At 54.3% G+C, this 23,043-nt stretch carries 33 protein-coding genes and 1 tRNA gene; 9 read left to right on the forward strand and 25 right to left on the reverse strand.

Annotated features, from left to right (window positions below; genetic code table 11):
* Window positions 1–132: 132 nt before the first annotated feature.
* The 5 genes from ppsA (at window position 133) to CL1_RS02645 (ending at window position 7,391) form a co-directional block, all read left to right on the forward strand.
* The gene (gene ppsA, locus CL1_RS02620; protein WP_014788355.1) at window positions 133–2,487 is read left to right on the forward strand and encodes a phosphoenolpyruvate synthase; all 2,355 of its coding nucleotides are present in this window, start codon (window positions 133–135) and stop codon (window positions 2,485–2,487) included.
* A gap of 124 nt (window positions 2,488–2,611) precedes the next feature.
* Complete coding sequence (locus tag CL1_RS02625) at window positions 2,612–4,003, forward strand: MATE family efflux transporter (RefSeq protein WP_048151823.1); 1,392 nt, start codon at window positions 2,612–2,614, stop codon at window positions 4,001–4,003.
* 38 nt (window positions 4,004–4,041) lie between these two features.
* Window positions 4,042–5,496 carry an MATE family efflux transporter gene (locus CL1_RS02630; RefSeq protein ID WP_048151826.1) on the forward strand — a complete coding sequence of 485 codons (1,455 nt, stop codon included), beginning with the start codon at window positions 4,042–4,044 and terminating at the stop codon, window positions 5,494–5,496.
* A 50-nt stretch (window positions 5,497–5,546) separates the two neighbouring features.
* Entirely contained in the window at window positions 5,547–6,215 is a 669-nt protein-coding gene (gene upp / locus CL1_RS02635; RefSeq protein ID WP_014788358.1) for a uracil phosphoribosyltransferase, read from the forward strand.
* Window positions 6,216–6,533: 318 nt separating this feature from the next.
* On the forward strand, window positions 6,534–7,391 hold the full coding sequence (locus CL1_RS02645) for an integrase (RefSeq protein ID WP_187287174.1): 858 nt from the start codon (window positions 6,534–6,536) through the stop codon (window positions 7,389–7,391).
* Between the two features lie 10 nt (window positions 7,392–7,401).
* Here the strand turns inward: CL1_RS02645 and CL1_RS02650 are convergent, their stop codons facing one another.
* From CL1_RS02650 to CL1_RS02720, 17 genes are all read right to left on the reverse strand, one after another.
* Complete coding sequence (locus CL1_RS02650) at window positions 7,402–8,319, reverse strand: hypothetical protein (RefSeq protein ID WP_014788360.1); 918 nt, start codon at window positions 8,317–8,319, stop codon at window positions 7,402–7,404.
* A 256-nt stretch (window positions 8,320–8,575) separates the two neighbouring features.
* The gene (locus CL1_RS02655; RefSeq protein ID WP_014788361.1) at window positions 8,576–8,923 is read right to left on the reverse strand and encodes a hypothetical protein; all 348 of its coding nucleotides are present in this window, start codon (window positions 8,921–8,923) and stop codon (window positions 8,576–8,578) included.
* A complete protein-coding gene (locus CL1_RS02660) occupies window positions 8,920–9,168 on the reverse strand; it encodes a hypothetical protein (RefSeq protein ID WP_014788362.1) in 249 nt (82 codons plus the stop codon). The genes CL1_RS02655 and CL1_RS02660 overlap by 4 nt, the downstream gene beginning before the upstream one ends.
* Window positions 9,165–9,437: a hypothetical protein gene (locus CL1_RS02665; RefSeq protein WP_014788363.1), complete on the reverse strand. Its 273-nt coding sequence runs from the start codon at window positions 9,435–9,437 to the stop codon at window positions 9,165–9,167. The genes CL1_RS02660 and CL1_RS02665 overlap by 4 nt, the downstream gene beginning before the upstream one ends.
* Entirely contained in the window at window positions 9,434–9,634 is a 201-nt protein-coding gene (locus CL1_RS02670) for a hypothetical protein (protein WP_014788364.1), read from the reverse strand. Before CL1_RS02670 ends, CL1_RS02665 begins: the two co-directional genes overlap by 4 nt.
* Window positions 9,635–9,741: 107 nt before the next feature.
* The gene (locus tag CL1_RS02675) at window positions 9,742–10,629 is read right to left on the reverse strand and encodes a hypothetical protein (RefSeq protein WP_148267268.1); all 888 of its coding nucleotides are present in this window, start codon (window positions 10,627–10,629) and stop codon (window positions 9,742–9,744) included.
* Complete coding sequence (locus tag CL1_RS02680) at window positions 10,626–11,255, reverse strand: hypothetical protein (RefSeq protein WP_014788366.1); 630 nt, start codon at window positions 11,253–11,255, stop codon at window positions 10,626–10,628. Before CL1_RS02680 ends, CL1_RS02675 begins: the two co-directional genes overlap by 4 nt.
* 67 nt (window positions 11,256–11,322) lie before the next feature.
* The gene (locus CL1_RS02685) at window positions 11,323–12,267 is read right to left on the reverse strand and encodes a hypothetical protein (protein ID WP_014788367.1); all 945 of its coding nucleotides are present in this window, start codon (window positions 12,265–12,267) and stop codon (window positions 11,323–11,325) included.
* Between the two features lie 242 nt (window positions 12,268–12,509).
* The gene (locus CL1_RS10725; RefSeq protein ID WP_014788368.1) at window positions 12,510–12,668 is read right to left on the reverse strand and encodes a hypothetical protein; all 159 of its coding nucleotides are present in this window, start codon (window positions 12,666–12,668) and stop codon (window positions 12,510–12,512) included.
* A gap of 5 nt (window positions 12,669–12,673) precedes the next feature.
* Window positions 12,674–13,099 carry a type II toxin-antitoxin system VapC family toxin gene (locus CL1_RS02690; RefSeq protein WP_237266266.1) on the reverse strand — a complete coding sequence of 142 codons (426 nt, stop codon included), beginning with the start codon at window positions 13,097–13,099 and terminating at the stop codon, window positions 12,674–12,676.
* Window positions 13,035–13,229 carry a hypothetical protein gene (locus CL1_RS02695; RefSeq protein ID WP_014788370.1) on the reverse strand — a complete coding sequence of 65 codons (195 nt, stop codon included), beginning with the start codon at window positions 13,227–13,229 and terminating at the stop codon, window positions 13,035–13,037. The genes CL1_RS02690 and CL1_RS02695 overlap by 65 nt, the downstream gene beginning before the upstream one ends.
* The gene (locus CL1_RS10635; RefSeq protein WP_014788371.1) at window positions 13,226–13,393 is read right to left on the reverse strand and encodes a hypothetical protein; all 168 of its coding nucleotides are present in this window, start codon (window positions 13,391–13,393) and stop codon (window positions 13,226–13,228) included. Before CL1_RS10635 ends, CL1_RS02695 begins: the two co-directional genes overlap by 4 nt.
* A gap of 26 nt (window positions 13,394–13,419) precedes the next feature.
* A complete protein-coding gene (locus CL1_RS02700; protein ID WP_014788372.1) occupies window positions 13,420–13,659 on the reverse strand; it encodes a hypothetical protein in 240 nt (79 codons plus the stop codon).
* On the reverse strand, window positions 13,659–14,360 hold the full coding sequence (locus CL1_RS02705) for an ATP-binding protein (protein WP_014788373.1): 702 nt from the start codon (window positions 14,358–14,360) through the stop codon (window positions 13,659–13,661). Before CL1_RS02705 ends, CL1_RS02700 begins: the two co-directional genes overlap by 1 nt.
* Before the next feature lie 24 nt (window positions 14,361–14,384).
* On the reverse strand, window positions 14,385–15,077 hold the full coding sequence (locus tag CL1_RS02710) for a hypothetical protein (protein ID WP_237266267.1): 693 nt from the start codon (window positions 15,075–15,077) through the stop codon (window positions 14,385–14,387).
* The gene (locus CL1_RS02715; RefSeq protein ID WP_237266268.1) at window positions 15,074–15,349 is read right to left on the reverse strand and encodes a hypothetical protein; all 276 of its coding nucleotides are present in this window, start codon (window positions 15,347–15,349) and stop codon (window positions 15,074–15,076) included. Before CL1_RS02715 ends, CL1_RS02710 begins: the two co-directional genes overlap by 4 nt.
* 4 nt (window positions 15,350–15,353) lie before the next feature.
* Window positions 15,354–15,944 (reverse strand): hypothetical protein, encoded by a 591-nt coding sequence (locus CL1_RS02720; protein WP_014788376.1) that lies wholly within the window; start codon window positions 15,942–15,944, stop codon window positions 15,354–15,356.
* Between the two features lie 164 nt (window positions 15,945–16,108).
* On the opposite strand from CL1_RS02720, the gene CL1_RS10730 reads away from it, so the two are divergent.
* From CL1_RS10730 to CL1_RS02730, 3 genes are read left to right on the forward strand one after another with little or no spacing between them, the layout of a single operon-like run.
* A complete protein-coding gene (locus CL1_RS10730) occupies window positions 16,109–16,255 on the forward strand; it encodes a hypothetical protein (protein ID WP_187287175.1) in 147 nt (48 codons plus the stop codon).
* Window positions 16,252–16,443 (forward strand): hypothetical protein, encoded by a 192-nt coding sequence (locus tag CL1_RS02725; protein ID WP_048151834.1) that lies wholly within the window; start codon window positions 16,252–16,254, stop codon window positions 16,441–16,443. The genes CL1_RS10730 and CL1_RS02725 overlap by 4 nt, the downstream gene beginning before the upstream one ends.
* The gene (locus tag CL1_RS02730) at window positions 16,409–16,786 is read left to right on the forward strand and encodes a type II toxin-antitoxin system VapC family toxin (protein WP_014788377.1); all 378 of its coding nucleotides are present in this window, start codon (window positions 16,409–16,411) and stop codon (window positions 16,784–16,786) included. Before CL1_RS02725 ends, CL1_RS02730 begins: the two co-directional genes overlap by 35 nt.
* Here CL1_RS02730 and CL1_RS02735 read toward each other — a convergent pair.
* The 5 genes from CL1_RS02735 to CL1_RS02755 all read right to left on the reverse strand — a co-directional run bounded on the left by CL1_RS02735 (window position 16,766) and on the right by CL1_RS02755 (window position 19,654).
* Window positions 16,766–17,947: an RNA-guided endonuclease InsQ/TnpB family protein gene (locus CL1_RS02735; protein WP_014788378.1), complete on the reverse strand. Its 1,182-nt coding sequence runs from the start codon at window positions 17,945–17,947 to the stop codon at window positions 16,766–16,768. The genes CL1_RS02730 and CL1_RS02735 overlap by 21 nt on opposite strands.
* Window positions 17,928–18,536 carry an IS607 family transposase gene (locus tag CL1_RS02740; RefSeq protein WP_014788379.1) on the reverse strand — a complete coding sequence of 203 codons (609 nt, stop codon included), beginning with the start codon at window positions 18,534–18,536 and terminating at the stop codon, window positions 17,928–17,930. Before CL1_RS02740 ends, CL1_RS02735 begins: the two co-directional genes overlap by 20 nt.
* 131 nt (window positions 18,537–18,667) lie before the next feature.
* Entirely contained in the window at window positions 18,668–18,856 is a 189-nt protein-coding gene (locus CL1_RS02745) for a hypothetical protein (protein ID WP_048151837.1), read from the reverse strand.
* Window positions 18,857–18,880: 24 nt separating this feature from the next.
* Window positions 18,881–19,372, reverse strand: coding sequence for a putative toxin-antitoxin system toxin component, PIN family (locus CL1_RS02750; RefSeq protein WP_014788380.1), 492 nt, complete (start codon window positions 19,370–19,372; stop codon window positions 18,881–18,883).
* Window positions 19,373–19,654 carry a hypothetical protein gene (locus CL1_RS02755; protein ID WP_014788381.1) on the reverse strand — a complete coding sequence of 94 codons (282 nt, stop codon included), beginning with the start codon at window positions 19,652–19,654 and terminating at the stop codon, window positions 19,373–19,375. It abuts the gene before it with no gap.
* A 409-nt stretch (window positions 19,655–20,063) separates the two neighbouring features.
* On the opposite strand from CL1_RS02755, the gene CL1_RS02760 reads away from it, so the two are divergent.
* Window positions 20,064–20,151 (forward strand) — tRNA-Leu (locus tag CL1_RS02760).
* Between the two features lie 453 nt (window positions 20,152–20,604).
* Here the strand turns inward: CL1_RS02760 and rpiA are convergent.
* Genes rpiA through CL1_RS02775 form a run of 3 tightly spaced genes read right to left on the reverse strand, consistent with a single transcriptional unit; the run spans window position 20,605 to window position 23,038 of the window.
* Window positions 20,605–21,288: a ribose-5-phosphate isomerase RpiA gene (rpiA, locus tag CL1_RS02765; RefSeq protein ID WP_014788382.1), complete on the reverse strand. Its 684-nt coding sequence runs from the start codon at window positions 21,286–21,288 to the stop codon at window positions 20,605–20,607.
* A gap of 4 nt (window positions 21,289–21,292) precedes the next feature.
* Window positions 21,293–21,670 (reverse strand): hypothetical protein, encoded by a 378-nt coding sequence (locus tag CL1_RS02770; protein ID WP_335323788.1) that lies wholly within the window; start codon window positions 21,668–21,670, stop codon window positions 21,293–21,295.
* A 36-nt stretch (window positions 21,671–21,706) separates the two neighbouring features.
* Window positions 21,707–23,038, reverse strand: coding sequence for a pyridoxal-phosphate dependent enzyme (locus CL1_RS02775; protein WP_014788384.1), 1,332 nt, complete (start codon window positions 23,036–23,038; stop codon window positions 21,707–21,709).
* Window positions 23,039–23,043 lie beyond the last annotated feature (5 nt).

The following is a 23,043-nucleotide window of genomic DNA, read 5'->3' on the forward strand; positions in this document are numbered from 1 at the left end:
GCGCCTTAATCGCCCGATGGACACATTTTCCCCTCCTTTCATTTCTGTACGCTGAAGAACACCTCTGGATAGTTAATTTTAAATACGAACCCTCGATATATCACCCGCAGTAAAAGTTGCGGAGGGATTCGCATGAGCGAATACAGGTTTATAAAGTGGTTTGAGGAACTCGGAAAGGGCGACGTCGCTCTTGTCGGCGGAAAGGGTGCCAACCTTGGAGAAATGACCAACGCCGGAATTCCGGTTCCGCCCGGATTCTGTGTTACCGCCGAGGCCTACAAGTACTTCGTCGAGAACGTCAAGCTCGAGGACGGTAAGACCCTCCAGGAGTGGATCATGGACGTCATCGCCCAGACCAACGTTGACGACTCCAAGCAGCTCCAGGAGAACACCGCCAAGATCAGGCAGAAGATAATCGAGCTCCCGATGCTCCCCGAGATAGCCGAGGAGATAGAGAGGGCCTACAAGGAGCTCTCCCAGAGGTTCAACAAGGAAGCGGTTTACGTCGCCGTTAGGAGCTCCGCTACCGCCGAGGACCTCCCCGAGGCCAGCTTCGCCGGCCAGCAGGAGACCTACCTCGACGTCTACGGCGTTGACGACGTCATAGACAAGGTCAAGAAGTGCTGGGCCTCACTCTGGACCGCCAGGGCTACCTTCTACAGGGCCAAGCAGGGCTTCGACCACAGCAAGGTCTACCTCTCAGCCGTCGTCCAGAAGATGGTCAACAGCGAGAAGAGCGGCGTCATGTTCACCGCCAACCCGGTCACCAACGACAGGAACGAGATCATGATAAACGCCAGCTGGGGCCTCGGTGAGGCCGTCGTCAGCGGAAGCGTCACCCCCGACGAGTACATCGTCGAGAAGGGCACCTGGAAGATAAAGGAGAAGTTCATCGCCAAGAAGGAGGTCATGGTCGTCAGAAACCCAGAGACCAACAAGGGCACCGTCTACGTCAAGGTCGCCGACTACCTCGGGCCGGAGTGGGTCGAGAAGCAGGTCCTCACCGACGAGCAGATCGTTGAGGTCGCCAAGATCGGCGCCAAGATCGAGGAGCACTACGGCTGGCCGCAGGACATCGAGTGGGCCTACGACAAGGACGACGGCAAGCTCTACATCGTCCAGTCCAGGCCGATCACCACCCTCAAGGAGGCTTCCGCTGAGAGCGAAGCGGTCGAGGGAACCGAGGAGATGGAGGTCATCCTCAAGGGTCTCGGTGCCTCCCCAGGAATAGGTGCCGGCAGGGTCGTCGTCATCTTCGACGCCAGCGAGATCGACAAGGTCAAGGAGGGCGACGTCCTCGTCACCACCATGACCAACCCGGACATGGTCCCGGCCATGAAGAGGGCCTCAGCGATAGTCACCGACGAGGGTGGAAGGACCAGCCACGCCGCCATCGTTAGCAGGGAGCTCGGTATTCCGGCCGTTGTCGGAACCAAGGAGGCCACCAAGAAGCTCAAGACTGGCGACTACGTCACCGTTGACGGAACCAGGGGCGTCGTCTACAAGGGCATAGTCAAGAGCCTCGTCGAGAAGAAGGAGGAGAAGGCCGAGGGCGGACAGGTCGTCGTTGCCGGCGCTCCGCTCGTCACCGCCACCAAGGTCAAGGTCAACGTCTCGATGCCCGAGGTCGCCGAGAGGGCCGCAGCCACCGGTGCCGACGGCGTCGGTCTCCTCAGGGCCGAGCACATGATACTCAGCATCGGCCAGCACCCGGTCAAGTTCATCAAGGAGGGCAAGGAGGAGGAGCTCGTCGAGAAGCTCGCCGAGGGCATCAGGACCGTCGCCGCTGCCTTCTACCCGAGGCCGGTCTGGTACAGGACCCTCGACGCTCCGACCAACGAGTTCAAGGAGATGCCGGGTGGAGAGGACGAGCCGGACGAGAGGAACCCGATGCTCGGCTGGCGCGGCATCAGGAGGAGCCTTGACCAGACCGAGCTCCTCAAGGCCGAGTTCAAGGCCATCAAGAAGGTCGTCGAGGAGGGCTACGACAACATCGGCGTCATGCTCCCGCTCGTGGCCAACCCTGACCAGATAAGGAAGGCCAAGGAGATAGCCCGCTCAGTTGGCCTTGAGCCGCACAAGGACGTCGAGTGGGGAATAATGATCGAGGTTCCGGCCGCTGCCCTCATCATCGAGGACCTCATCAAGGAGGGCCTTGACTTCGTCAGCTTCGGAACCAACGACCTCACCCAGTACACCCTCGCCATCGACAGGGACAACGACAGGATAGCCTACCTCTACGACGAGAAGCACCCGGCCGTGCTCAAGCTCATCGAGAACGTCATCAAGGTCGCCAAGAAGTACGGCGTCGAGACCAGCATCTGCGGACAGGCCGGCAGCGACCCGAAGATGGCCAGGATACTTGTCAGGCTCGGCATCGACAGCATCTCGGCCAACCCCGATGCCGTCGAGCTCATCAGGAAGACCGTCGCCCAGGAGGAGCAGAAGATCCTCCTCGAGGCCGCCAGGAAGAGGCTTCTTGAGTGAAGCCTCCCCGCTTCCCTTTTCTATTCGTTTCTACCCGTTTTGCAGCCCCGAGCCAGTGGATTCTTTATCGTGGATTCTTTATCCACGATAAGGCTTTTATACCAACGTTTCGATATCCATCTCAATGAAGCGCGAAGTAGAGGCTATGAGAGACCAGATTGTCAATGGGCCGATAGTGAAGACCCTCCTCGTGCTAGCCTATCCCCTAATCATAAACCAGCTCGTTCAGGTTCTCTACAACCTCACCGACACCTACTGGCTCGGAAAGCTCGGAAGGGAAGAGTTAGCTGCCCCGGGAACAGCGTGGCCCCTCGTCTGGTTCTTCATGGCCATCGGCATGGGGTTCGCCACTGCCGGCTTCGCCTTCGTCAGTCAGTACGTTGGGGCGAAGGAGTACGAGAAAGCCAACCGCGCCGCCGGAGCCCTCTACTCACTCATGATGCTCTTTGCCATTGTAGTCGGGATATTCGGCGTGATCTCCGCCCCGTATCTCCTTAAGTTCATGAACGTGAGCGAGACGGTTTATCCCTACGCCCTGGCCTATACGAGGGTCATCTTCGCCGGGATTCCCTTCGCCTTCACTCTCTTCGCATTCAACTTCCTCCTGAGGGCGATAGGGGACACCAAAACGCCGGTGAAGATAAACGTCTCGACCGTGCTCCTCAACCTCGTCTTAGACCCCTTCTTCATCTTCGGCTGGGGGCCGTTTCCAGAGCTTGGGGTCGTTGGAGCGGCCGTTGCCACGATGCTCTCCAACAGCCTCGGCTCGGTCGTTGGAGGTTACCTGCTCTTCAAGGGCAGGGTGGGGGTACACCTGACCCTCGAAAGCCTCAAGCCGGACTGGGAGTTCTACAAGCGCATCTTCCGCGTGGGAATCCCATCGAGCGTTGGCTCATCAACTACCGCCCTCGGCTTCGTCATACTCACGAGAATAATCTTCACCCTCGGCGGCCAGTTCGGCGAGGCCGACGTTGCCTTCGCGACCTACAGCATAACCAACAGGCTTACCAACTTCATGTTCGCCTTCTCCGACGGAATAAGCATGGCCATGGGGACGATGGTAGGTCAGACCGTTGGGGCGAAGCTCTATGACAGGGCAAAGGCCATAGCTGAGAAGACAATGGCGATAAACTTTGCCATTCTTGGCATAGGAACGCTCCTGTTCGTCCTCTTCAGGGTTCAGATTTTCAGCTTCTTCATCGACGACCCAGCGATAATAGCGGAGAGCGCGAAGGTCGTCAAGTACTTCTCCGCGTCGCTGCCCTTCTTCGGCATATTCTCGGCGGTGAACAACGTCTTCCAGAGCTCGGGGCATACAAAGAAAAGCATGCTCCTCAGCATGCTCCGCCTCTGGGGATTGAGGCTGCCCCTCAGCTACGGCCTCGGCGTTCTGGTCAGGGACACCGCCGGGATGTGGCTGGGGATGGGCCTGAGCAACGTTCTCGGCGCTATAGTGGCCTTCGCCTGGTTCCTGACCGGGAGCTGGATGAGCCGCATCATAGAGGAGAAAGGGTAGCTTTATATATCACCGTTTCGATTGCGGTCTGATCGCAGATGAGGGACGGAAGGATCAGGGAGATGCGCGAGCAGATACTGAGCGGGCCGATAGAGAAGACCCTTCTCCTACTGGCAGGCCCGTTAATAGTGAACAACCTAGTCCAGGTTGTCTACAACATAACCGACACCTTCTGGCTGGGAAAACTCGGAAGGGAGGCCCTCTCCGCCCCCGGGACCGTGTGGCCGATAATAGGGACGCTGATGGCGCTCGGCATGGGATTCACGACGGCCGGTTTCGCCTTCGTCGGGCAGTACATCGGTGCGGAGGAGTACGAGAAAGCGAACCGTTCCGCCGGGGCACTCTACTCACTCATGACGTTCTTCTCCGTGGTGACAGCGGTGGTGGCCCTCCTGGTCCTCCCCTACGCGCTCCGCTTCATGCGCGTCAGCGAGAACGTGTATCCCTATTCGCTAACCTACGCCACCGTCGTCTTCCTCGGCCTTCCCTTCTCCTTCGCCTTCATGGCCTTCGGGGCCCTCGTGAGGGCTACGGGAGACACGAAGACGCCGGTAAAAATAACCCTCCTCACGGTTGCAATAAACGTTATCCTTGACCCGCTCCTCATCTTTGGCTGGCTGGGCTTTCCGGAGCTTGGAGTGGCCGGGGCGGCGCTGGCCACGGTCATAGCGAACTCCGTCGGAGCGTTCATCGGCCTCTACCTGCTCTTCAAAGGAAAGGTCGGCATAAGCCTGAGCCTTGAGAGCCTCAAACCGGACCTCAAATTCTACGGAAAGCTCTTCCGTGTGGGCCTGCCCTCGAGCGTAGGCCAGTCCGCCAACAGCTTCGGCTTCGTTATACTCACCAGGATAATCTTCGGCTTCGGCGACGTCACCTACGCGGCCTACACCATAACCACCCGCCTCGTGAACTTCCTAACGAGCATATCACGCGGCATAAGCATGGCGATGGGAACGATGATAGCCCAGAACGTCGGGGCCGAGAACTACGAAAGAGCGAAGAAGATAGCCGAGAGGACGATGGTAATAAACTTCGCCATAGCGAGCCTCGCGGTGCTTGTGATAGGTGCCTTCCGCGTCGAGATATTCCGCTTCTTCCTGAACGACCCGGCCGTGATTGAGGAGAGCGAGATTGTCCTAAAGTACTTCCTCATCTCGGTTCCATTCTTCAACGGAATCTTCATAGTCGTCAACAGAACCTTCAGCTCCGCCGGCCACACAAAGAAGAGCATGGCCCTCGGGATATTCCGCCTCTGGGGCCTGAGGATTCCGCTGAGCTACGCCTTCGGCTACGTGGGAGCGATAACCGTTCTTGGGATCACGATACCCCTCGCTGAAATATTCAACTTCACGAGCAGGGGAGTGTTCTTTGGAATGGGGATGAGCAACTTCATAGCGGCTGTGGTCGCTCTCGCCTGGTTCATGCGCGGCACATGGATGAAACGGATAATCGAGGAGAAATCAAAAACTGTCCCCGAGAAAGCCACTGCTTAACAGCCGGAAGGCTAATAAACCCTTTCCCCGACCCACCACCGGTGAGAGCAATGATAGAGGACAGGCGCTGGAAGGGTGTTTACTCCTTCGAGGACAGCCCATTCATTATGGAGATCCTGACGGAGCTTCGCGACGAGAGAACGGGGCCGATACCGTTCAGGAAGGGACTCGTCAAGCTGGGCCGCTACATGGCCTACGAGCTGACCAAGACGATGGAAACCGAAAAGGTTCCGGTCAGGACGCCCCTCGAGGAGACGGAGGGGGTGCTCATAAAGGACCGGCGGAACGTCGTGATAATAACCGTCCTCCGCGCGGCGATACCGCTCATGGAGGGCCTCATCAAGGTTCTCGACCACGCGAGGGTGGGTATCGTCTCTGCATCTCGCGGAAAGGCGCCGAAGTTCGAGATAGAGATGAAGTACGTCAAGGTGCCGCAGGTAAAGCCGGAGGACACGGTCATCATAGCAGACCCGATGATAGCGACCGGCTCGACGCTCATCAGGGTTCTCGACGAGGTCAAGAAGTACGGGAAGGCCAAGCGCTACGTCATAGTTGGAGTTCTGGCAGCGCCGGAAGGGATAAGCCGGATAAAGGAAGCCCACCCGGACGTTGAGATGTTCGTTGCAGCGATAGACAGGGAGCTCAACGAGAAGGGTTACATTTTGCCCGGCCTCGGCGATGCGGGCGACAGGGCCTTTGGGGCGCCGATCAGGGTCTGACCCAATTTTTACCCCTACCAGGTGCCACCGGAGCGAACAAATAAATTTATAAACTTCGAACCTGGTTATTCCCTTGACCCGCAGTGCGCGGGGGTTGCCGAGCCTGGTCAAAGGCGGTGGACTCAAGATAGTCGCTTTTCGCCGAATGAAGGCCTCTCTGGTCAGAATGACGATAATAAAGAGCCGAGCGCCGATAACGTTTTTACAGGAAAGGCTTTGGTGGACTCAACAGCCAAAATCCATTATGGTCGTGACCGGCAAAAATACGTCGAATGGCTGAAACGGCGCACGCCTTCAATGGCGAGGAAGTACATCCCAATGCTTGATAAATTCCTCTGGGGGAAGAAGGCAAACACTCCCGAAGAGCTGAGGCGTATAGTTGAAGCAATCCCACCGACGAAGAACGGGAACCCAAACCGCCATGCTTACCTTGCCGTGAGGAGTTACATTAACTTCCTGGTCGATACGGGGAAGATTAGGAAAAGCGAGGCAATCGACTTTAAGGCAGTCGTCCCGAACATTAAAACCACCTCGCGCGCTGAGTCTGCGAAAGTCATCACGGTCAAGGACATAAGGGAAATGTTCAACCAGCTCAAGGCGAAGAACGAGACAATTCTCAGAGCACGGAAGCTCTACCTCAAGCTTCTCGCCTTCACCGGCCTTCGTGGCGACGAAGTTAGAGAGCTGATGAACCAGTTCGAGCCGGGAGTTATTGACGACACCTTCAAGGCCTTCGGCCTTCCCGAAGAGTGGAGGAAGAAGATCGCAGTTTACGACATGGAGCGGGTGAAGCTCCCGACCAGGAAACACGGGACGAAAAGGGGTTACGTTGCCGTCTTCCCTGCCGAGCTGGTTCCTGAACTGGAGTGGTTTAAGAGCACAGGCTACAAGCTAACGGCGGACAATTCGAGCAAGCATAAGATGTTCAGGGACTATAAGAAAGTGAAGGACCTCGCGTTGCTGAGAAAGTTCTTCCAGAACTTCATGAACGACCACGTGATGAGCGCCGTTCCAAACCCACCGGCCGATGCGATGCACCTAATTGAGTTCCTCCAGGGGAGAGCACCGAAGAACGTCGGCGGGAGGAACTACCGCTGGAACGTGCAGAATGCTGCAAGGATCTACTATTACATGGTGGACAAATTAAAAGAAGAGCTGGGGATTCTGGAGCTTTAGCATCTCTATTTTATGGTAGTGGAAGGAAGTAAATAACGTCGTCGATGGTCAATTCTGCTGGTGTATCATACCATTTCAGGCCTGCAAAGGGGACGTCACCTGTTCCCCAGTTTATTCCAACAATCTTTAGCAGGCCTCCAACGGTTGAAACTGATGCGAAAGTCTTCCAATCCCATGTCACCCCATTAAACGCGCCAGTAATGAGGTTATATCCCCCATATATCATTGCGTTAGTTCCTGAAGCATAACGGAGCACCGTAGCCAAGAACCCAGCCGGTGCTGGAGTATTAGCGTCCTGAACTGCCATGAACCCCAGTGCCACCGTTGTATGGTATGTTGGGTCTATGTAGAACAATGCGCTCTCAGAGGATATTACTCCGGACGTTACGGTTGCACTGGAAGAGTAAGCTCCCCCGGTATATCTCACCATCAGTGGCTTCCCATTTACTCCGGGAACCGTCGCTTTGTCTTGAAGTGTGACTGTTGCAATTGTAGAGGCTGGCCACTTGTCCCAGATAAATGCGTTCTCATCGGTGTATGTTGAACTCGTCCATGTCCCGTCAGCATTCTCGATATAGTAGTTCAGTTGGACGTTGAGGACGTCCTCGCCAAATAGCTTAGTATAAGCGTCGTCTTTGTAATACTCAAGTTTGATTTGTATGCTGTCCTTCATCGTTTCGGCTGGGTTCGTTGCCGGAACAAGAAGCTCCGTTACGCTCAAAGAGCTATTTGCATTGACCGTATAAGTCTTTTCAGTCGTCCCATCGTCAAAAGTGAATCCCAGCGCTCCCTGATTTAGGATCGTTGCTTTCACGTAGGTGGGAGTATCCTTCGGGTTGTTTATGGTGATAGGGAGTTTCTGATTGTAGTCAGGCACGCTCTCAACGTAGTATTTCACAAATGCAAGGTTCAGGTTATACGTCGCCATTCATCACACCCCCGGGGTGTATGAGTTTCCGACTCCGACACTCACCGAGACACCATGTACGGAGTTTCCGACTCCAACGCTCACAGAGACACCAGTCATGGAGTTTCCGGCTCCGACACTCAAGGAAACTGCGTTGAGGGAGTTCCCTGGACCTGAGTTGAATGACGTGCTTGACATCTCATTTCCAATCCCATACGCAACAAATTTCCCCTCGAGTAATATTCCTCCGCCGACTCCTTTGATCAACAGCACGCTCTCACCCCTGAATGTAGCTTATATTAACGAGGACGCTGTCACCTATCGCGGTGAGGCTCCCGCCAGGCTCGGCTTCAACCACGACCGTTCTTAGTGGGTTGGCGGGAATCGGCTGGATGAACACCTGGCCGTTCAGTCCCTTGTAGAACTTCGCCGACCAGAACGGCTTCGTGTCCTCGACCTTCCTCAGCCTGATTATGACGTAATCATCGTTCCCGTGACTAACACTTATGGCCGTGATGTGGCTCGGCGTTCCGAAGTCCACTTCCTGGCTCCTCTCGCCGTCGGTCAGCTCAACGACTTTATTGTCAGCAGGTTCAAAGTACGCGTTCACCTTCATCTCGCTCATTTTCCATACCTCCTCGCGTACCAGGTGGCGAGCTTAATCACGATGATGATGCCGAGGAGTGGTAGGAGTGCCTTCCACCAGTTTCTTCTCCTGACCTGTTCCTCTTTCTCGACCTCGGTTTGCTCCGGTTTCTTCCTCGGGAGGACGAGCTTCATTCCTCCTAAGTTTCTGGTCTTGGCCTTCCCACCGGCTGGAGCCGGGACCGGGGAAGGCATTGTGAAGTCTATGAGGTTCACACCGTTCATTTCTTCATCCTCCTCAGCTTTTCCTCATACCTCTGCACGATAGCGTAGGCCTTCCGCTTCTTCCCAACCAGCTTCTCACTCCGCTTGATGACGGTCGTGCGGAGAAAAACGAGCCGTCTCATGGCCTTGGCGTAGGAGATTCTTCTTCTCTGGTAATCGGCGAGTATGGCCTTGCAGATGTCTTCAACTTCCCTGAGGTTGTCGAGGCCTTTCTTCCCTGTGTCCTTCACGCGCCTGCCGAGGTAGATGTTCCTGTTCTTCCTGCTCATGCTCCCGCCTCCTTTGCCACTTTCCCTTCGAGGCGGCTGAGGCGCTGTTCGTGGTTGAAGATCCTGTCCTCAAGCTCGTCAACGCGGTCCATGATGGTCTTGAGGACCCGCTCGTTTGCTTTAGCGGTAGCGTAGGCTGTCAGGAGTGCGGTGCCAATGATCGTGATGAGTGAACTCCAGACTTCGGTTCCTGTCATTTCACCTCACCTTGTCCAGGAACTTCTTGAACTCGATCTGGAAGGCCATCCACAAAATGAAGAGGACGAGGCCGTGAAAGAGGGTCTCGCGGTCGAGCTTCATGCTCTCACCTCGCAAAGATCGGTACTCTCACAGGAAGAACGCGTTTTGGTTGATCGAGTATTGGTTTTGGTTTGGGATTTAACCCTGGGACCCGAGTGCTTCCTCCGATTATCACCCCGCCGCCGGGAGTGCGCGGGTACACCTTCTTGAGAAGCTCGTCCTGTTTTTCAAGTGGAAGCGGTTTGAGCCAGGGACGCTTTACATCTTTGCGGGGTTCCAGCCTCGGCGTCGCTTTGTGGGTTTTCTTCCACTCCTCTTTCTTCCTCTCAAGCTCCCGGCCGTACTTCACGATCTGGTCAAGGCTCATCTGGCTCGGGTCTTTTCCTGTCGCCTTGAGTGCAGCCTTGACTCCAGAAAGCCATGCGTTGAACTGCGCGTAAGTGCTGAATCCGTACTTCCTCGCGAGCGCGTCTTCCTTAGAGATGTATTCATTGCTGTCCGGGGACTTCACCAGGTTGTTTACAAAGCGGTTGGCGTACCACTCACCGTCAAAGAGGACCTCTTGTCCAGGTCTCACGGGAGTCCCATACTTTCTGATGGTTCCAGTTTTTCTGTTTATCTCGCCACCTCCGCCAGGCTTCCACTCCGGTCCCCCATAGTGAAGGCGGGTCATGGCTTCGTTGTACTCTCCAGTGTTCTGCTTGCCTGTCAGGGTCCCCTTTGCTATGGTCGAGATGTCTTTTCCGGTCTGGGTGAACTTCTCAGGCGCCTGCTCAAGGTCGTTTTTGAGGTCGTTCATGAAATTCTCCACCTTCTCCCCGACTTCCTTGAACACGCCGAAGAGTTTGTAAAGCGTGTAAAGAACTACAATTGCTAAGAAAGCGTACATCGCCAGCTGTATGATGTTGTCCCTCTCCTTGAACGCGATGACTGCTGGAACTGCCATACTCACCACCCCAGAACCTTCTTGAGAACCAGGAAAGCCACCACTGCGCCGAGGAGGAGGCCGATGTTTCTACCTGACTCTTCCCTCTTCGCCTGTGGAACGTGCACGGTGGCCGGCTTCGGCTGTGGCCTTGGAGTTGTCGAGGTTATGCTGATCTTTTCTGGTACAGGACGTGGAGATGGCAAGGGTAACGGCTTAATTATGACATCTGGCTTCAGCTGTGGCCTTGGAACAGTCTTTACTCCAGTCTTCTTCTCGAGCTGCTTGTAAGCGTTCTCAACAGCCTTCTTCTGAACCTCAAGTATTTTCCTGTTCCTCTCGTAGGTCCTTCTAAACGCACTCCCGTACTTCTTCAACTGCGCCTCGTTTCCCCTTATGCTCTCCTCGATTTGATACCCACGCATCTCGTTAAACAACATGCAAAGCGCCTTCTTTTCAGGGTCCCCCGGATAAGCGTCAGGGTTGCAGGCCAGCATGCTCATGTTCCAGCCTTTCCCTTTGAGATAATAGTACGCCTTCCTGCGCTCTTCGAGAGTATCTATCTTTCCTGAAATCCCCAGCTGCGCTTTTATCTGATTCAAAATCTCTACAGCTCTCACGTCCGAAGGCCTGTAGGTCCGAGTGACGACCATTTAAACCACCTCAAAAACTGATTTAAGCAGCTGATTTGACCCACTGATTCAATGAAAAGGAAAGAGGTTAGAGCCTGATTGCCTGAGGAACAACCTCGTGGCTTATGTAGCGAAGCTTGCCGCTGGCAGTGGTCTTAAGCGCAATCTTGAAGGTTCCGCTCGCTTCCTCGCGGAGGTCAAGGCCTCCAACGACAACCTCCATATCGTAGTCGAACATGGTCATGCCGGTCGGAACGCTCGGAAGCTTGTACTGGATCTTGTCCAGCTCCCTGCTCGTCTCATAGTCAATCTTGTAAAGCTGTATCCTCGCCGGTCTGGTTCTAACAAGCGCGTACTTGTCCACAATGTCGGCTCTTGCTCCAGTGTCATCGTAGAAGACGAGGAGTGCACGCTTGAGGACTGAACCGACAGGAAGCTCAAAGACCTCGGTAAGCTCACCGAGCGCGTTAAAGGCCTTCTCAATCGCGTAAACCTTCGGCTCCTCGATGAAGACCTCACCATATTCAGCACCGCTGTATGCAGCCACGTAATCCTCGGCGCTCTCGTAAACCTCCTTATCAAGGGTCACCTTGATTGAAGCATCACTGACGGTAATACTGTTCCCGAGGTCGGTCTGCCAGTCCACCCTGATCTGCAGCTGGTCCTTTATGAGTGCATGGATCTGGCCAGCATCAAGCATGATGAGGAAGCTGACGTCCTTCGTCCCGCCAGCTGGAACGGCAACCGTGTCTGTGAGGCTAAGCGCCTTCCCGTGAGTGTCATAAACGTTCAGGTAAGCGATGTCAGTTCCCCTAAGCGCGTAGTGGACAACGTTGCCGTTGCTGACGACGCGGATCTCATTTATCGCCTTGAGAACGTCCTCCATGCTGACGCTCGCGTCAGAAGTCCCCCCGTTGGAGAGGGTGATTTTAGCAAGGAGTGCAATGCTGTCAATGACGCCGTTCCTCGGCACGTCAATGCTCTTCACCTGAAGGGTCAAAACATCATCAAGGGTCTCCTTCACCTTATACACCAGTCTCACCTCCTGATTACTGCCTCGCCTTCAGACCCTCTTGGCCAGGAACCTGTTCCAGATGTACAGCGCTGCCAGAACGCTCAGCATGTTCACGAGGAAGTCTCCCGTAAAGATCTCCTTCCAGTCCATCTCCCTCACCTCTCACCTTGTCTCGCTTTTGAGGCCGTGAGGCCTCGGTAAAGAATAGAGCACCTTGAATATTTAAGCACTGAACCAGAAAAGTGGGGAAAAGGAAAGAATCAGGAAGAATTCTCCATTTTTAACCTGCTCTGGGAGTACAGGTACTTCACGACCATGCTCGCCGAAATGTGCTTCTCGCTCACTCCCAACTGCCTCGCAAGCTTCTCACGCACGGTTTGAATTATCTCCCTCGCCTCACGGTCGAGATAAACACCCATCCCGCTCACCTCTTCCGAGGCTTATACAATTTCAACCCGAAATCAGACATTCTCTTAAAATGGCCGGTGTTCTCAGTCCAGACCATATAACCCTTTGCAATTGCAGTAGCGCCGATGATTATGTCAGCATCCTCTATTAGTTCTCCCCTTTTCTTTAACACGCGATATATCTTTGAGGCTGTCAGAATTACCACGTTGTCCAAAGGCTCCACTCTAAACAGCTTTTCCAGTCGTTTTAGAACCGCTACTCTCTTTCTCTCACTGCGTATTCCCCTCACGAACTCGAAGAGAGTAACCACTGAAATTGCCGAGCCTGCGTAATCTTCAAGCTTTCTGGCCTTGTACAAGTCGATTAGAACGCTCGTGTCAATCAATATCCTTGAACTCTCTGAATGAGAGCCTCCTTTTTGAGACTTCCTTCTCGATTTCATCAAGCTCCTCCTCCGAGAGAAGTTCATACAACTCTCTCGCAGTCTTCTTAACCTCAAGCGCGCGCTTTATCTCCCTCGCGAGGACCTTCTCTGGAATTGAACCCCCGTAAACCCTGACCCTAACCTTCACTTTTCAAGCACCTCCACCCTTACCCTGACTTTCTTCAGCTCCTCCTCACTCACGCCTTTCTCACGGAGATAACGGAGGACGATTTCCCTCACCATCTTCCGAATCTCGCTAATGCTCGTCCCTCGTGGGACCTCAATCACAATCTCACTCCTGGTCGCTCCCATGAAACCCCCTCGCTTTTCGTTCTCGCCTAAGTATAAAACCATAACGCCAGCCAGATCACGACTGCCAGGCCGCAGACGTAGCCGACCAGGAACTCCACAACATCACCCACCGTCGCCACAGGGTACTCCTTCTCGCGGACCTCATAGACCAGGTAGATGACCAGGACAAGAAGGCCATAAACAAGGAGGAAGGCCGAGGCAAAGCCAAGGATCGTGTGGAACACCGAGCGCTTATCATCGTAGAGGTACAGCCTCGCCAAGGCCATCACCCGAAGTGCCTCGTCCTCCTCACGACAAGCTCACGCTTGATGATCCTCGTTTTTGCCGGCGGGATGAACTCGATGAGGTCATGCTCCCTCAGCTGGTCGTTCAGCTCCGAGAAGCCGGGAACCATACGGTTGAGGTAAATGACATCATTCGGCACGTAATGCTGAAAGATGAAGTGCCTCTGCGCCTGGCGGAAGAGAAGCTTCGGGAAGTCCGCGATGGACTGAGTTATGGCAACCGTGTAGAGCTTCCCGTCACGGCCTTCCCTAAACAACTGCTCCAGCTCCTTCCCCGGCCTCCTCGAGGACGGGTTGAACCTGTGCGCCTCCTCCACCACGATAATCCGGTCCCTGTCCCGCCTGAAAATCTCATCAAGGAGAGGCTTGTAATACTGCTCGACCAGGCCTTCCACTCCAATCCTGTTGATGGTCCCCCGCGTCGGAACCACCAGCACCTGGTCGAAGTCCAAAAGCTTCCTCCAGTTGTACCGCGTCCCCACCTTAATCTTGAGAAGCCTGACCCCCTTGAGCTGGACCAGGCCGAGGTGGTTCTTCACCTTGGTATCGAGAACGATGAATCGCCTCCCCCTCTCCCACGCCTGCTCAACCAGCCAGCCGGCAAAGTAGCTCTTCCCCGAACCAGTGTTTCCATAAATGAGGTCAATACTCCAGGCCGGAATGTCAATGTCCAGGATCCCCATAAGCCTCACCTCCAAAAAGAAAAGTCAAGAGCCGAGGTTCTTTGCAATCTTGGCCAGCATCTCGCTCTTCGGCGGCTCAGGCTCCTTTGGCTTCGCCTTCTCGCGAAGCTTCTCGGCCTCGGTTTTAACCGGCTTATTCTCCCCGGTCTCCCCTTTCTCCTCCTCTAAATCCTTGCCGTAATGTCCCCATCCCGCATAAGTGCTCAGGTCGGCCTTATTCCCGCTTGACTTCCTCCCCTTCGCCTCCTTCGCCGCCTTCCGGTACATCCACGTCAGCATCAGCAGGGACCCCGCTCCAATGAGAAGGCCGAACTTCCCGCTCACCTGCAGGCTCTGGCCTTCCACCTTCTCCATGTACCACAATCCCGCGTTGAAGCTCGGCCTCCCAACGTCCCACCAAATCGAGAAGTCAATGTCCGCACCGATTTCCTTCGCCTTCTTCTCCAGCATCTTCACGTAGTAGTTTGCGAAGATGGTCAGGCTGTGGTCCCGCTCCTGGAACTCGTCAAGCCTCGCGTTGAACTCCTCCTCGCTCATCAGGCCGCCAGTCCCGCCAACCTCCTCCAGTTCCTCCTCCTCGACCAGCTCATCAATCTCCTCAAGGTCCCTCTCCACGTCCTCGACCAGGCTCGTGATGTCCTTCTCGTCCAGCTCGTCAATGGTGCTGTCCACGACGGCCTTCGCAGCATTCTCAGCCATAAGCGGGTCCCCCATCATTCAACCTCCTTGAAGCTCAAAGTCAGCCTCAACCTCTTCTCCTTCCCCAGCTCCAGGACCAGCGCGTTCTTCTCCCTCACATGCCTGACCTTCGCCTTGCCGATGAGCTTCAGCAGGACCTCCTGAAGGTCCTCCTCACCGTTCACCTCGCCGACCTCGATACCAGTCGCCTTAATGGCCTCTACCAGGTCATCAACCCAGCCGAAAATCCTCCCCATCTTCACCTGAGTGGCCGGGTTCATCATCGCCAAAGCAGCCTTGACCTTTCCCACACTCTCACCCCCTCAGGTTGCTCTCAATCTTCCCAAGAATCGGGGAACGCCTCTCCTCGTAAGCCTTCACCGGCTCCTCGTCCTTTCCAGCCAGGCGCTTCAACTGCCTGAACATCTCATCGAACCAGCCGACCTTATAGAGGTAGTACAGGAACGCCAGCGCAAAGATAACGCTCCACGCCTTCCAGCTCAACCTCGGCCTTGGAACGCGGAACCCCTTCTTCACCCTTTCACCCTTCACCTTCTCACCCGGCTTTTCACCCTTCTTCACCCCGGTGATTTTGGGTGAACCCTCACGGTCCTCAACAGGTTTCACCCTCTCCGGCTCCTCGCTCTTCACCTCACTTCCCCGCTCCTCAACCTCCGCCGTAACCTCCTTGGCTTCCTCAGCCGGCTTTTCATCTTTCTTCTCGCTCCTCTTCCCGAGAATCCGCTCACGCTCCTCCTCCGGCAATTTCAAAAACTCCTCGTATAGGACCACCCTCTTAGAACGGCAGACTGAACACTGAGGCTTTTTAGCACGGCTCCAGAACTTGTTCCCACAGCGAAGGCAGACGTACAGCTTCCTCCCGCTCGCGTCCTCCACCAGTCTCACCACCTTTCCCCTGATTTCACCGGGGGATTTTTGGTGAATCCCCCAATTTCACCCTACTCGCCAGGAGGATTTAAGCACTGAACCAGAAAAATGAAGAAAACGGAAGAATTCTCCACACCAAAACCTTAATCTATCCCAGAAGCAAAAGAGAGCACGGTGAGAGCATGACGACTGTTAAAGTGAATGTGAAAATACCTCGAGAGTGGAGCAGAGACTTCACCCGGGACTTCAAAACCTTCCTCCGGGAATATCTCGAGGCTTACGGCTACACCCCAGGGAAAATAACCGTAAGGCGGGTGGAGAAGAAATGAAAACCAAGAAAAAAACAAAAACCGAGCTGACGCTCATTATAGAAACATCGGGAAAAGTCCCGAAAGAGGCGATAATAGAAGCACTCGAGGAGTACATGAAACGAAAAAAAATAGCCGAGAAACTTTACAGCCTCCTCGAGGGGTTTGATTGGGATGCCATCGAGAACACGGAGAAAACCAAGAAGTAAAATCCTCGCCGACACCAGCGTCCTGATAAAGCTCGCAAGAAGGAGGGAACTCCACAAACACTACTTTAACATCTCCATAATCACAGTTCTCGAGTTCGTGCGGGGAGCCAAAAGCCAGAAGCAGGCAGTCCAATTCCTCAAACTCCTCCAGAACCTCTACCACATTGAACCCGTAGATGACCACATAACCCTCGTGTACTGGGAAGTTTTCCGCAATGTTCGCAAATCAATCGAAGACAACGACCTCTTAATCGGCTCAACGGCTCTCGCCAAGAACTACATTCTATGGACCGCCAACACAAAGCACTTCAAACCGTTCTGCCTACCCGTTAATTGTGTGTAGAGTGTTAATCTCGTAACGGGTAGGCTTCCACCCTCCCGTCTTCATCGGGTGGCTTTCGGGGGGAACGGAAACTCCCCACATCTTCAGGGCTTTCAAGCGAATATTCCAACTACCAACAACGTCTCTATCGGCCTCAAACCCGCAGTTTGAACACTTCAAAACCCTGTGCCCATTCGGGCTTAACTTCCCCCCACATACCGGGCACAGGGAGGAGGTGTAAGCAGGATTCACGAAAATAACCCTAACACCCTTCAACTTAGCCTTGTATTCGATAATGCTCTGAAGCTTCCTGAAGCTCCAGCGGTGGAGCCTGCCATTCATTTCAGCAGAATACCTTATCGAACTCCTAATCTCAGTCAAATCCTCCAGAGCAATGCCACCGTATTTTTCGGCCAGCTCAACGATTTTGTTGGCCAACTTGTGATAAAGGTCGTTAAGCCTGTTCCTCTCCCGCCCACCGTATTTCTCAAGGAGTTCCTTCCTTTTCCTTCCGACTCTTATCTTCCTCTGAATCCTCCGCCTCTTGAGGAAATAAGCAGTCCTAACCTCCCGCTCGTGGGTAATGATTTGCACGAACTCGCCGTTTGGAAGGCTTAGGGTAACGTTGTTCTCGTTCAAGTCCACTCCAACGAAAGCTTTGGGTTCTCCAACTTCAACCTCCTTGGAAAAGACCACGTTGATGAAAACTCCCTTTGGCGTTTTGATGAGCCAAGCCTGACCAACCTTCCAGTCCTTAAACCGCTCGTGATACTTGGCCGGGTAAAACTCCAGTTGGATTCTCCCCTTAGGAGTTGAGAGCTTGATTATTCCTTTTTCAAGGTCGAGCTTGAACAGGTGGTCGTCCAGCATTATGACGCTCCTCTTAAAAACAGGCTTACCCTTGGCCTTCCCCTTCTTTTTGCGTTTCCTGTAACTCTTGTAAATTGACGTGGCCATTTGGCAGGCCGTGTAGAGGTAGTGGCTTGGAAGTTTAGAGTATTCCCTGCGTAGGGTCTTGTATGTTTCTTTTTTGAGCCTGTAAAAGCTGGTTACGTTGTTCTCAAAAGCGTAAGTGATTAGGTAGTTCACGATTTCTCGGTAAGTGGAGAAGAGGTCGTCTAACCCTTCCGGCGGGTTTTTGAGCTTGAACCTTGCCGTGAGTTTAATCGTCTCTGAGGGCATTCTTTACCGCCTCAACGAGGCGTTTTTTCTTGTGAGAACGCATTCCGTAAAGCTTTCCAGCGAAGGAAGTTACGATAGCCAATAAATCCTCAACGAGTTCTTTCTCCGGCGTCTTCTCTTCATCGTCAAAGATGACTTCGATTTCAACACCGTGAGAGTTGAAGTATTGCTCAAGGTATCTGAATCCAAAACGTGTAAGTCTGTCCCTGTAGGTTACCACGACTTTCCCAACTTCTCCGCTCTCCACAAGTTTGAAGAGTTGTTTTAAGCCCCGTCTATTTTCGTTTAAGCCCGATGAAATGTCTGTAAGGATTTTGATGACTTGATAGCCTTTTGCGGAACAGTAGTTTTTGAGGTATTCGACTTGCCTCTCCAAGTCCTCTCTCTGGTCTCGGCTTGAGACTCTTGCGTAAATGACGACTTTATCGAGGGTTTTGCCCTCAAGAAGTCTTTTAATTTCGCTTTCGGGAATGCGGTATTCTCTCCCGACCCGGTAGGCTTTGATTTCGCCGGTTTTGATTTTCCTAAGGAGCGTTGGTTTGCTGATGCCCAAGCGTTGTGATGCCTCTCCTGTCCGATAGAGCCTCATACCAAGCCCCACCAAATCAAGATAAGAAGCGAAAATATTTAAACTTTACGATTTTAACTATCTATGAAACAGCCCCATAAGCTTTTGGATTGTGATCTCTCGGTTTTTCCTTTTTCGCTTTTGGTTGGGGTTTAGTGGGGGTTGTGTTGTTCTTCTTCGAGTTGTTTTTTCTCGTATTCGTCGCCGAGGATAGCTCCGATTAAGCCGCCGAGGATTACACCACCGGGTCCAAATAGTAGGCCGATGCTTCCTCCGATTATGAGTCCCGCGAAGGCTCCACTCCCGGTCGTTTTAACCACCCTCCTTTTAGTTTGTGTCATTCTTCATCATCTCCTTTATGCTGCCTAGTTTATCCCGTACTTCTCTCGAATATGCTTTAGGAACTCTCCGGCGGTCATGATGTAGAACCAGTGCCTCTTCAAGTTGAACTTTAAGGTCCTCCCGTTTCTGAGCTTAACCAGGTGCTTCGTGTTCATGCTGAGGAGGTACCGGGCCTTGGCGGCATAAACCACGTCAAGGAATTTTATGTCATCATGGTGGCCAACGGCCTCGGCCAGTTTGGGGTCGTTTTCGAACCTCACGCGGGGTGAGACTACCTTCGTGCGGTTCCTGACGAGGCTGTAAATTGCCTTGGCCTTCTCGGGTTTTCCAATCATCAGGCCGATTATTGCAAGGGTTTCTTTCATTTCCCTTAGTGTCTCTTTGGAACCGTGATTCTGCAGGGTGCCTTTTTTGAGCAGTTCAAGAACCCTTATGGCTGGACTTCGAGAAGGGTCCCGGGTTTTCAGCATGCTGATTAGGATTGAAGTGTCAAGAACAACCTTGAGTTTGGCCATTCAAATCACTCCGAGCTTTTTCAGCTTTCTCTCAATCCTGTGGAACTTTTTGAGTTCCTTCCTGGCGAGTTCCAGGAGCTCGGAGGTGCTCAGGCTTGACGTCTTTTTGTCCCTGAGGATTATCTTCCAGGCTCGCTCATCGCTCATGGGTCTGTCCATCTCGCTCATCAGTTCCCTTACTTGGAAGAACCAGAGTATGTCCTCGGGTTTTTCTTTGGTGGCCTTTGCGAGGCCGTCGAGGATTGACTCGAACACCCTTTTATCAACGGCCTTTACCGCCATGTCCTCACCGGGTTCGGGTTTTGTCGTGGGGAGTACATTAACTTTGTGGTGATTTCTTCCGGTTTCTTCAGGTGTCGATGGGAAGGGTTTTTAGCCTAAAAATTTATAAACTTCGTTGGGGGTTTTCGTCATGGTAAAATCTGAGGGTGTGTCCGGACACTCCCAAACGGGGGAGCGGGAGCGAGCCGGCGAGCGGAAGCGGAGGCGTCCGAGGCGCCTTTCACCGCGTCTGCACATTACGCTACCGCCAGAAATCTACAGGAAGGCCAAGGAGCGCTGGGACAACGTGAGCCGTGTGGTCGCGAGCCTGCTTGAGGTGGCTTTGGCTGAAGATTTGACGGTCGAGGAGGTCGTGACGGCTGTAACGCTCATTAGGAGCGGCGCTTTGGTGGTGAATTCGCCTGTTCGTGCGGGGGTTGCCGAGCCTGGTCAAAGGCGGTGGACTCAAGATCCACTCCCGCAGGGGTTCCGGGGTTCAAATCCCCGCCCCCGCACCACAACGAAAGACAAGGGGGCTACGCCCCACAACCCCGATTTTTCTCTAAAACTCCGGGGGGCTTCGCCCCCACACTCCCCTTTCAGCCCTTGCTTTCGCCCGACGGGCGTTGAGAGAAGTAAATTCATTTGCGAGGGAGTTCATCAAGTACGTTCTCTTTTAGAAACGAGCACTTGCAGGTAAAATCCCTGCATTAGGCCGTTTAAAAGGAGCTACGAACTTTTGGTCAAGCTTTCCTAAAGCTTGCTCTGTACTCGCAAACCTCCGAAGTAAGGCTCGATCACGTTAAGAAACTTTGCTGGAAGGATTCATCAAAAACCTGCATGGGAGATTTCTCCTGAAAAAACGCGTTCTGAGGTTTCCCTGGGTTGCCTTTGTGGGCAGAAATGGATTCATTCCAAGGAGGCGTTTTCAGAAGGGAAAACCACCAGGCAGGGGTTGGAAAAGAAAGGCCTCAGCGCTCGAGCCTCTTGACGCCTTCCCTCGTGCCGACGAGAACTATGTCAGCGATGTCCGCGAAGATGCCGTTCTCCACAACGCCCGGAATGTTGTTGAGCTCTATCTCCAGGTCGAGCGGGTCCTCTATGCGGTGGAACTTCGCGTCGAGTATGAAGTTGCCGTTGTCGGTAACGACGGGACCGTCCTTTTTGCTTGCCATTCTCAGCTCGGCGGTGGCGTTGAAGACCTCTATCTCCTCCGCTATCGCGCGCCACGCCGCAGGAATGACCTCTATCGGAACGGGCACTCTCTGACCCAGCCTCTCGACGAGCTTGCTCTCATCGACGAGGACAAGGAAAGTTCCGGCGCGGTACTCGATGATCTTCTCCATGGTTAGAGCCGCTCCGCGGCCTTTGATGAGGTTGAGGTTCGGATCCACCTCGTCAGCCCCATCGACGGCTATGTCTATGGCATCGACCTCGTCGAGGCCGACAACCGGAACACCGTTCTCTATCGCCAGGAGCCTGGCCTGATAGGAGGTTGGAACGCCGTAGACGTCCTCGAGCTCCCCCTCCATTATGAGCTTGCCCAGGTACTCGATGAAGTAAGCGGTGGTGGAGCCTGTGCCGAGGCCGACTATCATGTCGTCCTCGATGAACTTCAAGGCCTCCTTCGCGACGGCCCTTTTCAGTTCCTCCATATCATCACCCCACGGGAGTCACGTTGCAGAGAACGGTGGCGTTCCCGCTCGTCACCATCTGGTAGAGCAGGCTCTGGTTGGAGTAGCACTGGGGGGTGAAGCCTATCATCAGCGAGTAGCTGAGCATCGTGAAGTAGAGCCAGAACAGCGCCCAGCCCCAAAAAGCCTTCCTGAGAACGGCGCGCTCCTCGGGAACATCGGGGGGCAGTTCCTTGACCACGGCGAGCACGAACTTGTCTATGACGAGGTAGAGGGCGAGCCCTATCAGCCAGCCGTACTGGAACTTAGCAGCCGCCACTCCGCTTATTATCCCCGTTATGATTCCCCATAGGTAAACCGTGAGTGAGAACTTATGCTCGACGGACAGCTTCACCTTCTTCACCTACGAGTAGCTTTTAAAAGGGGCTTTAAAACCTTTCTACCCGAGGGTTTCGAGGAACCTCCTTCCCCTCTCCGTCAGCCCGTAGTAGACCCTCCTGCCCCTCCTGTGGGTCTCCTCAATTAGCCCCATGCTTTCAAGCTCGCGGAGGTGCTGGTAAACCGCCTGATACTTGAGGGGCTTCTCCAGGGCCTCCCATATCTCGTAACCGTACATGCTCTTCTCGCTCAGCAGTCTGAGTATCTCCAGCTTGGTCCCCCCAACGCTAAACCTCTCGCGGCTCTCGGAGTAGTGGCCCTTGAGGCCGGAGCTCGTCACGACCAGGGCTATCCTGTCGTCGCGTTCGAAGTAGTCTTCCTCAGCCAGCTTGAGGAGGGCAGGAACTATAACCGCCGAGGCGTACTCGGCGAAGATTCCTTCCTTGGCAAGGAGTCTCTGGCCAAGGTCAAGCTCGTCCTCCCCCACGAGAACCGCGGTTCCGCCGCTCTCGTCTATGGCCTTGAGGGCGAGCTCCTTCATCACGGGGTTCTTCACGTACAGGCCAAGGGCCTTAGTCGGCTCGGCTCTTGGTTCAACGCCGAGGATTTCGCTCGCTATTGGAGAGCACTTCTCGGCCTGAACCGCGATCAGCCTGGGAAGCTCTTCGATGGCACCTATTTCCCTCAGCTCCACGAAGCCCTTGTAGATGCTGTAGAGGTTGCTCCCACTGCCGGTTGGAACTATCACGTGAGTCGGGTCCAGCTCCTCCCACAGCTCGAAGGCCAGCGTTTTCTGCCCCTCCAGGCCGACCAGGTTGCTCTCCGGGGTAACGTTGTACAGTCCCTTCCCCTCCGCCAGGCCCTCGGCGTAGCTTATGCCCTCGTCCACGCTTTCGCCGTAGCGTATAACCTTGGCCCCGAGGGCCGCTATCTGGTTGAGCTTTCCCTGCTCTATTAGCTTAGGAACCACGACGTAGGCAGGCCTTCCAGCCCGTGAGGCATAGGCCGCGAGGGAGGCCGCGGCGTTCCCGTTGCTTGCTATGACGAAGCCGTTGTCGGCGTGAGGCAGGCCGTAGGAAACCGCCACAGTTATGAGTCTGTCGCGAAAAGAGCCAGTCGGATTTCTCGTCTCGTCCTTGATGAATATCTTCAGCCCAAGTTCGCCCCCAAGCTTTGCCCTCAGCAGAGGCGTCCCGCCCTCGCTCAGGCTTACTACTTCGTGAACCTCTGGTAGAAGCTCCCTGTACCTCCACACCCCGGGCTTTCTGTCCCTCCACGCGGAGGGGTCGATGGAATCGTAGTCGTAGGTTATCCTAAGGGGCTCGCCACAGGAGCACGTAGGAGGAATGAGGGAGGAGTAAAGCCTCCCACAGCCCGGACAGCGAACCCTCATCTCAG

The sequence above is a fragment of the Thermococcus cleftensis genome (assembly GCF_000265525.1).
GTDB lineage: Archaea > Methanobacteriota_B > Thermococci > Thermococcales > Thermococcaceae > Thermococcus > Thermococcus cleftensis.

Coding starts and splice junctions, on each gene's coding strand:
- CL1_RS10730 (WP_187287175.1), top strand. CDS start 16,109: ATGACGACTGTTAAAGTGAATGTGAAAATACCTCGAGAGTGGAGCAGA.
- CL1_RS10635 (WP_014788371.1), bottom strand. CDS start 13,393: ATGGGAGCGACCAGGAGTGAGATTGTGATTGAGGTCCCACGAGGGACG.
- CL1_RS02680 (WP_014788366.1), bottom strand. CDS start 11,255: ATGGTCGTCACTCGGACCTACAGGCCTTCGGACGTGAGAGCTGTAGAG.
- rpiA (WP_014788382.1), bottom strand. CDS start 21,288: ATGGAGGAACTGAAAAGGGCCGTCGCGAAGGAGGCCTTGAAGTTCATC.
- CL1_RS02700 (WP_014788372.1), bottom strand. CDS start 13,659: ATGGCCTTGGCGAGGCTGTACCTCTACGATGATAAGCGCTCGGTGTTC.
- CL1_RS02775 (WP_014788384.1), bottom strand. CDS start 23,038: ATGAGGGTTCGCTGTCCGGGCTGTGGGAGGCTTTACTCCTCCCTCATT.
- CL1_RS02705 (WP_014788373.1), bottom strand. CDS start 14,360: ATGGGGATCCTGGACATTGACATTCCGGCCTGGAGTATTGACCTCATT.
- CL1_RS02670 (WP_014788364.1), bottom strand. CDS start 9,634: ATGACAGGAACCGAAGTCTGGAGTTCACTCATCACGATCATTGGCACC.
- CL1_RS02690 (WP_237266266.1), bottom strand. CDS start 13,099: ATGAAATCGAGAAGGAAGTCTCAAAAAGGAGGCTCTCATTCAGAGAGT.
- ppsA (WP_014788355.1), top strand. CDS start 133: ATGAGCGAATACAGGTTTATAAAGTGGTTTGAGGAACTCGGAAAGGGC.
- CL1_RS02710 (WP_237266267.1), bottom strand. CDS start 15,077: ATGATGGGGGACCCGCTTATGGCTGAGAATGCTGCGAAGGCCGTCGTG.
- upp (WP_014788358.1), top strand. CDS start 5,547: ATGATAGAGGACAGGCGCTGGAAGGGTGTTTACTCCTTCGAGGACAGC.
- CL1_RS02740 (WP_014788379.1), bottom strand. CDS start 18,536: ATGAGGCTCTATCGGACAGGAGAGGCATCACAACGCTTGGGCATCAGC.
- CL1_RS02665 (WP_014788363.1), bottom strand. CDS start 9,437: ATGAGCAGGAAGAACAGGAACATCTACCTCGGCAGGCGCGTGAAGGAC.
- CL1_RS02735 (WP_014788378.1), bottom strand. CDS start 17,947: ATGCCCTCAGAGACGATTAAACTCACGGCAAGGTTCAAGCTCAAAAAC.
- CL1_RS02650 (WP_014788360.1), bottom strand. CDS start 8,319: ATGGCGACGTATAACCTGAACCTTGCATTTGTGAAATACTACGTTGAG.
- CL1_RS10725 (WP_014788368.1), bottom strand. CDS start 12,668: ATGGGTGTTTATCTCGACCGTGAGGCGAGGGAGATAATTCAAACCGTG.
- CL1_RS02750 (WP_014788380.1), bottom strand. CDS start 19,372: ATGGCCAAACTCAAGGTTGTTCTTGACACTTCAATCCTAATCAGCATG.
- CL1_RS02725 (WP_048151834.1), top strand. CDS start 16,252: ATGAAAACCAAGAAAAAAACAAAAACCGAGCTGACGCTCATTATAGAA.
- CL1_RS02745 (WP_048151837.1), bottom strand. CDS start 18,856: ATGACACAAACTAAAAGGAGGGTGGTTAAAACGACCGGGAGTGGAGCC.
- CL1_RS02645 (WP_187287174.1), top strand. CDS start 6,534: ATGCTTGATAAATTCCTCTGGGGGAAGAAGGCAAACACTCCCGAAGAG.
- CL1_RS02660 (WP_014788362.1), bottom strand. CDS start 9,168: ATGAACGGTGTGAACCTCATAGACTTCACAATGCCTTCCCCGGTCCCG.
- CL1_RS02730 (WP_014788377.1), top strand. CDS start 16,409: ATGCCATCGAGAACACGGAGAAAACCAAGAAGTAAAATCCTCGCCGAC.
- CL1_RS02755 (WP_014788381.1), bottom strand. CDS start 19,654: ATGGCGGTAAAGGCCGTTGATAAAAGGGTGTTCGAGTCAATCCTCGAC.
- CL1_RS02655 (WP_014788361.1), bottom strand. CDS start 8,923: ATGAGCGAGATGAAGGTGAACGCGTACTTTGAACCTGCTGACAATAAA.
- CL1_RS02625 (WP_048151823.1), top strand. CDS start 2,612: ATGAAGCGCGAAGTAGAGGCTATGAGAGACCAGATTGTCAATGGGCCG.
- CL1_RS02630 (WP_048151826.1), top strand. CDS start 4,042: ATGAGGGACGGAAGGATCAGGGAGATGCGCGAGCAGATACTGAGCGGG.